The sequence below is a fragment of the Helicobacter pylori FD535 genome (assembly GCF_000296015.2).
Lineage (GTDB): Bacteria > Campylobacterota > Campylobacteria > Campylobacterales > Helicobacteraceae > Helicobacter > Helicobacter pylori_CT.
Genome location: NZ_AKHP02000015.1, coordinates 1 through 4807, shown reverse-complemented (window position 1 = coordinate 4807; position 4807 = coordinate 1). Strand labels below are relative to the sequence as shown.

Below are 4807 nucleotides of genomic sequence, written 5' to 3'. Positions count from 1 at the left end.
CCCCGATAATGAAGAGCTTTTAAAATCTGTTGAAGATCTTAAAGATCGCTTTAAAAAATTAGAAGACCTTGAACCCCTTATAAAAATCTCTCGTTGCATAGGACGCTTTTTTAGAAAATCCTCTAACGACACCCAAGAAAACTCAAAAGACGCTCAAAAAAGAGAGGAAGCACTTAAAAAAGTCCAAGAAGCAAACACCGCATTAAATAGAGAAAGAAATGATCTGGATAGAGAAAAAGATAAGCTAGCTAGTCAAAACACCGCACTAGCTGAAATAAATCAAAAACTAACCACAGAAAAAGACAATCTAAACAATCAGCTTAACGCATCACAAAAGCAAGTGAATGAGTTAAAAAACTCTCGGCAAGTTTTAGAAAATGAAAGAGCTGAGTTATTAAAAGAAAAAGAAAATCTAGCTAAAGACAAAACAGAACTGACTGATGAAAACACCAAATTACAAAAACAAATAAAATCGTTAGAACAATCTCAGGAAGCTTTAGAAAATGAAAGAGCTGAGTTATTAAAAGAAAAAGAAAATCTGACTAAAGAAAAAACAGAACTGACTGAAAAAAATAAAGCTCTAACCACAGAAAAAGACGAGTTAGAGCAAAAACACGCTCCATACAAAAAATTAGAAAGACTCTATGAAGTCTTTTTAGAAGTCAAAGGGTGCTTGAATTTTAACTTTGTAGAAAAAACTCATAGCGCAATGGATTTGATCGCATACGTTCTTAGCGACAGCAAATACTATGTAGAAAGCCTTTATAACAAAGCGAGCCAAGAATTAAGCGATAAGAGGAGCGATATAAGGGCGAAAAATTAGCCGAATTGTTTGATTCGCTTTTTGAATATATTAAGGATAATAAATTTGAGCGTTTGAAAGAGCCAAGCGCTTATGACTCTACATGCAAAAGGCTATACCCAGAGCAAAACACTTCTAACAAGATGCAAAGAGTGGTCTTAATAGGATATAACTACGATAAAAAACACCGCCATATTACACTATCGTGGATATGGGATCATAAAATGGGAACATTCATTGAAAAATGCTTTGGCTTCTATCCAGTGAGGAAAGAGTTAGAAGCCCGCATCAGTGGGTTAGAAAATTCTAACAATCAATTAAGGCAAAAAAACGACAAACTGTTCACAACAAAAGAAAGGCTGACTAAAGAAAACACCGATCTAACCAACAAAAACAATGAGTTATTTAAAGAAAACGAAAACTTATCTGTAAAAGTCAGTGGGTTAGAAAATTCTAACGATCAATTATGGCAAGCTAGAGAAAAGCTGAAAACAGAAAAAGCCGAATTGTTAAGAGAAAAAGAAAATCTAACTAAAGAAAACACCGATCTGACTAACAAAAACACCGAGCTGAAAACCGAAAACGACAAGCTCAACCACCAAGTTATCGCGCTCACTAAAGAGCAAGATAGCCTAAAATATGAGCACATGCAATTGCAAGATGCGCATGGGTTTTTAGAAGAATTATGCGCTAATTCAGAAAAAGACAACCAATACCTAACCGACAAACTCAAAAAGTTAGAAAGCACTCAAAAAAATTTAGAAAACTTTAACGATCAATTGTTGCAAGCTAAAGAAAATCTAGCCGAAGAAAACGCCGAGCTGGAGCGAGAAATGGCGCGCCTGAAGAGCTTAGAAGCCACAGACAAAAGCGAGCTGGATTTGCAAAACAGGCGTTTTAAAAGCGCGATAGAGGATTTAAAACGCCAAAACAGAAAATTAGAAGAAGAGAATATAGCGCTCAAAGAGAGGGTTGATAGCTTGAAAGAGCAACTCTCAAAACAACCAAAACCACAATAAAGGAGAAATAACATGGTAACACCCTTACAAAGTTTAAGACTGCCTATTGGCCACCCGTTAGTAAAGATTTTGTGCGATCTGTCTTTAAACAATAAAGCTGCATTCAATGAAAAAGCTCCGATTAATTTCAAAAAAGAAGTGTCAGAAGAAGAACAAATCAAGTTCTCAAGCAAGCGCTAAGAGCGCTCCATGCGATTGCCAATAATGAGGCTTCTTCAAGGTATCTTTCTGATGAGAATCAAAAATTCATAGAGGATTTAGCAAAAGCTGAAAAGATCACTCATGAGATCGTAGAAAAAGCCTTAGAAATCGTTTCTTATAGCGATGTGGATGTGGATTTTGAAAAATTTAAAGAAAAGATGCTCAATGTGGATAGCATAGCGGTAGGCCTTAAGAGTTATAGTCAAAGCCAATTGCTTGATTTAGATGGAGGGCTTTGGGATTTAGAAGTGCCTAGCTTGTCTAAAGAAAGCGTAACCTTTAGGTTTGATAATTTACCCAAAGACCATAACGGCAAAGAAGTGAATTTCTATGCCCGTTCAAGTTTGAAAGATTTAAACAAGACTGGCGTTGTCGCTATTGACTTTGGGACTAAAAGCACGACTGCAAGCTATCTGGATAAGCACGGAACACCCCGCTTGCTCTCTATTGGCGGGGATGTGGATACAGAGAGCTTGGAAAAGTTTGAAAACCCCACGATAGTAGAGTTCAGAAACAAAGAAAAGTTTCTTAAAGATTACAACGCATTAAATCAGCGCCCTTTCACAGAAAAGAACGATATGGAAGTGGCGCATGAAGCCCAAAAGAATCTTACAAGCGCTAAAGGGAATGATTTGTATCGGTTTTTTTCCAAATCAACACCATGGAAAATGGCGTGTTTTTGAAATACTTTTTATCCTATCCCATCAAGTATGAAAAGCATCAAGCGGAAAAAATCAGAGAGAGTTTTGAAAAAGGCTTGAAAAAATCCTTACCCAGGCATGTTTTTGACGATGAAAAAAACGGCTAAAATGTTCAAAGTGGAATTAAAAGCGAGCGAGCCTTGCGCGTATGCCCTTAGCGCTTTAAAAAGCTACGGGTTTTTTAAATCAGCCAAATTAGACAATCCCGTTTATTACGGGGTGTTTGATTTTGGGGGCGGGACGACGGATTTTGACTTTGGCAAATGGGAAAAAGCACTAACCCTAAGTCCGCTTACAAAATGACGCATTTCAGCAGCGGAGGGTATAAATTTTTAGGCGGTGAAAATCTATTGGAATTATTGGCTTTTGAAGCGTATGCCCAAAATTTTGAAACGCTGAAAGAAAAAGGCATTGTCATCGCTAAGCCCAACTATGACCGGATCGATACGCAACGCTTTGGATCTTTTATGCAAAACTCCAGAGAAGTGCGCTTGAATTTGCAAACGATTGCTTCTAGTTTGCGCCCCTTTTTAGAAAATTTAAACGCTGACATTGTAGAAAAGATAGAAGAAAATGAAGAGTTTGAGATAGACAAATTTGAAAAGGATTTTAAAATCAGCCTGTTTGATAGGAATGGGGGAGAAAAAGCAGAAATCGAACTCGAAGTTGATTGCAAAGAGCTTTTAAACCTCTTAAAAGACAAGATAGATGACGGCGTTGCCAATTTCTTTGCAGGATTTTCTAAAGTGATGGCTGAAAATATTGACGATGAGTGTCGGGCGTTTCATATTTTCTTAGGAGGGAATGCGAGCAAATCGGTGCTGGTCAAACAAGCGTTTGAAAACGCCAAAGAAAAGCAGCTCAAAGATTACAAGCAAAAGACTTCTAAAGAGGATTTCACGTTCATTATTTATGAGCCGCTAGGCACAGAAGAATCAGACAAACAGATTTTAGAGCTGACAGGAGAAGACATTTCTAAGATCCCGCCTTATTTAAAGCCCACTTGCAAAACCGGGGTGGCTTTCGGGCTTTTAGAAAGCAGGAACAAAGTAGGCGGGATTGAAATGCCCTCTATCAATTCCAATCCTGTGTTTAAATACGATTTAGGCATTGAGAGAGAAGGGAAATTCCACTCTAGAATCAGTCGGGATTCTCTAAAGCCTGATGAATACCAGATTTTCCAAACTAAAGAGGAATGGGGAGGCTTTGATGGGTTAGAGATACGCTACAGCGACAAACCCTTAGCCAACACCAACACTTTAAGCATTCAAGACGCACAACTCATTTTTATAGCGCTAGAAGAGCATGAAGAAGTGGATGTGAAGGTGTGCTGCGTGGATTCACAAAGCATTAAAGTGGGGCTGTTTAAAGGCGATCAATTAATCTATGAAAGCGAGGTAGAAAAATTATGATGGCTAAGAACGCGTATATGTTTGTCGTGATTGAATAAAGCGTTATGGTATTCAAACACGCCAAAGACAAGGGGCTAATCCCTATTTTTGAAGGCTTTTTGCCTTTAAAAGAGGGCTTTTTGAAAAATTTTAAAGAGCGTTGCAATTTGGAATTTTTAGAAAACTTAGACCTTTTGTTTTTGTATGACTACCAATGTTCAAGCGAGGTTTTTTCCTTGTGTAAGGAACTGAAAAATTCCATCTGGGACAGGAAGCTTGTGGTAGCGTTGGTGGAGGCTTTAGAGAGGTTTAAGGATTGGAATTTGTCGCTCAAAATAGAAGACAAGCGTTCTAATAGCTTGGGTAATGGCGCCAAAAAATTGCTCACCAACGCTGATTTAGGGAGTAGTCATAAAATAATCGTGATAGACAGCATGAAAACATACCACCAAAGCCAGCAAGAAAAATATAAAAGAGAAAGAGGCCAAGCACAAGAAGTGGAAACACCCCCTAGCTATGGGGGTGGAAGCATTAGAATCAGCGGCGATAAAAAGCCCGATTCTAATGAAGAAAATTTTTAAAAGAAAGGACAACAGATGAGCAGAGTGCAAATGGATACCGAAGAAGTCAGGGAGTTTGTGGATCATTTAGAACGCTTTAAAGAGTTACTGAATGATGAAGTGAATGGCTTGA

The 4807-nt window shown here is 38.0% G+C and carries 3 protein-coding genes and 1 pseudogene; all 4 read left to right on the top strand.

The window, feature by feature from the left end:
- The coding region (locus DV63_RS11160; protein WP_020982386.1) for a hypothetical protein at positions 1–823 on the top strand (823 nt) is incomplete at its 5' end.
- Positions 824–1026: 203 nt separating this feature from the next.
- Positions 1027–1821 carry a coiled-coil domain-containing protein gene (locus DV63_RS0209090; RefSeq protein WP_031202295.1) on the top strand — a complete coding sequence of 265 codons (795 nt, stop codon included), beginning with the start codon at positions 1027–1029 and terminating at the stop codon, positions 1819–1821.
- A gap of 12 nt (positions 1822–1833) precedes the next feature.
- Positions 1834–4135 (top strand): annotated as a pseudogene (locus DV63_RS18485) (hypothetical protein).
- 44 nt (positions 4136–4179) lie between these two features.
- Positions 4180–4695: a hypothetical protein gene (locus DV63_RS11150; RefSeq protein ID WP_000231344.1), complete on the top strand. Its 516-nt coding sequence runs from the start codon at positions 4180–4182 to the stop codon at positions 4693–4695.
- Positions 4696–4807 lie beyond the last annotated feature (112 nt).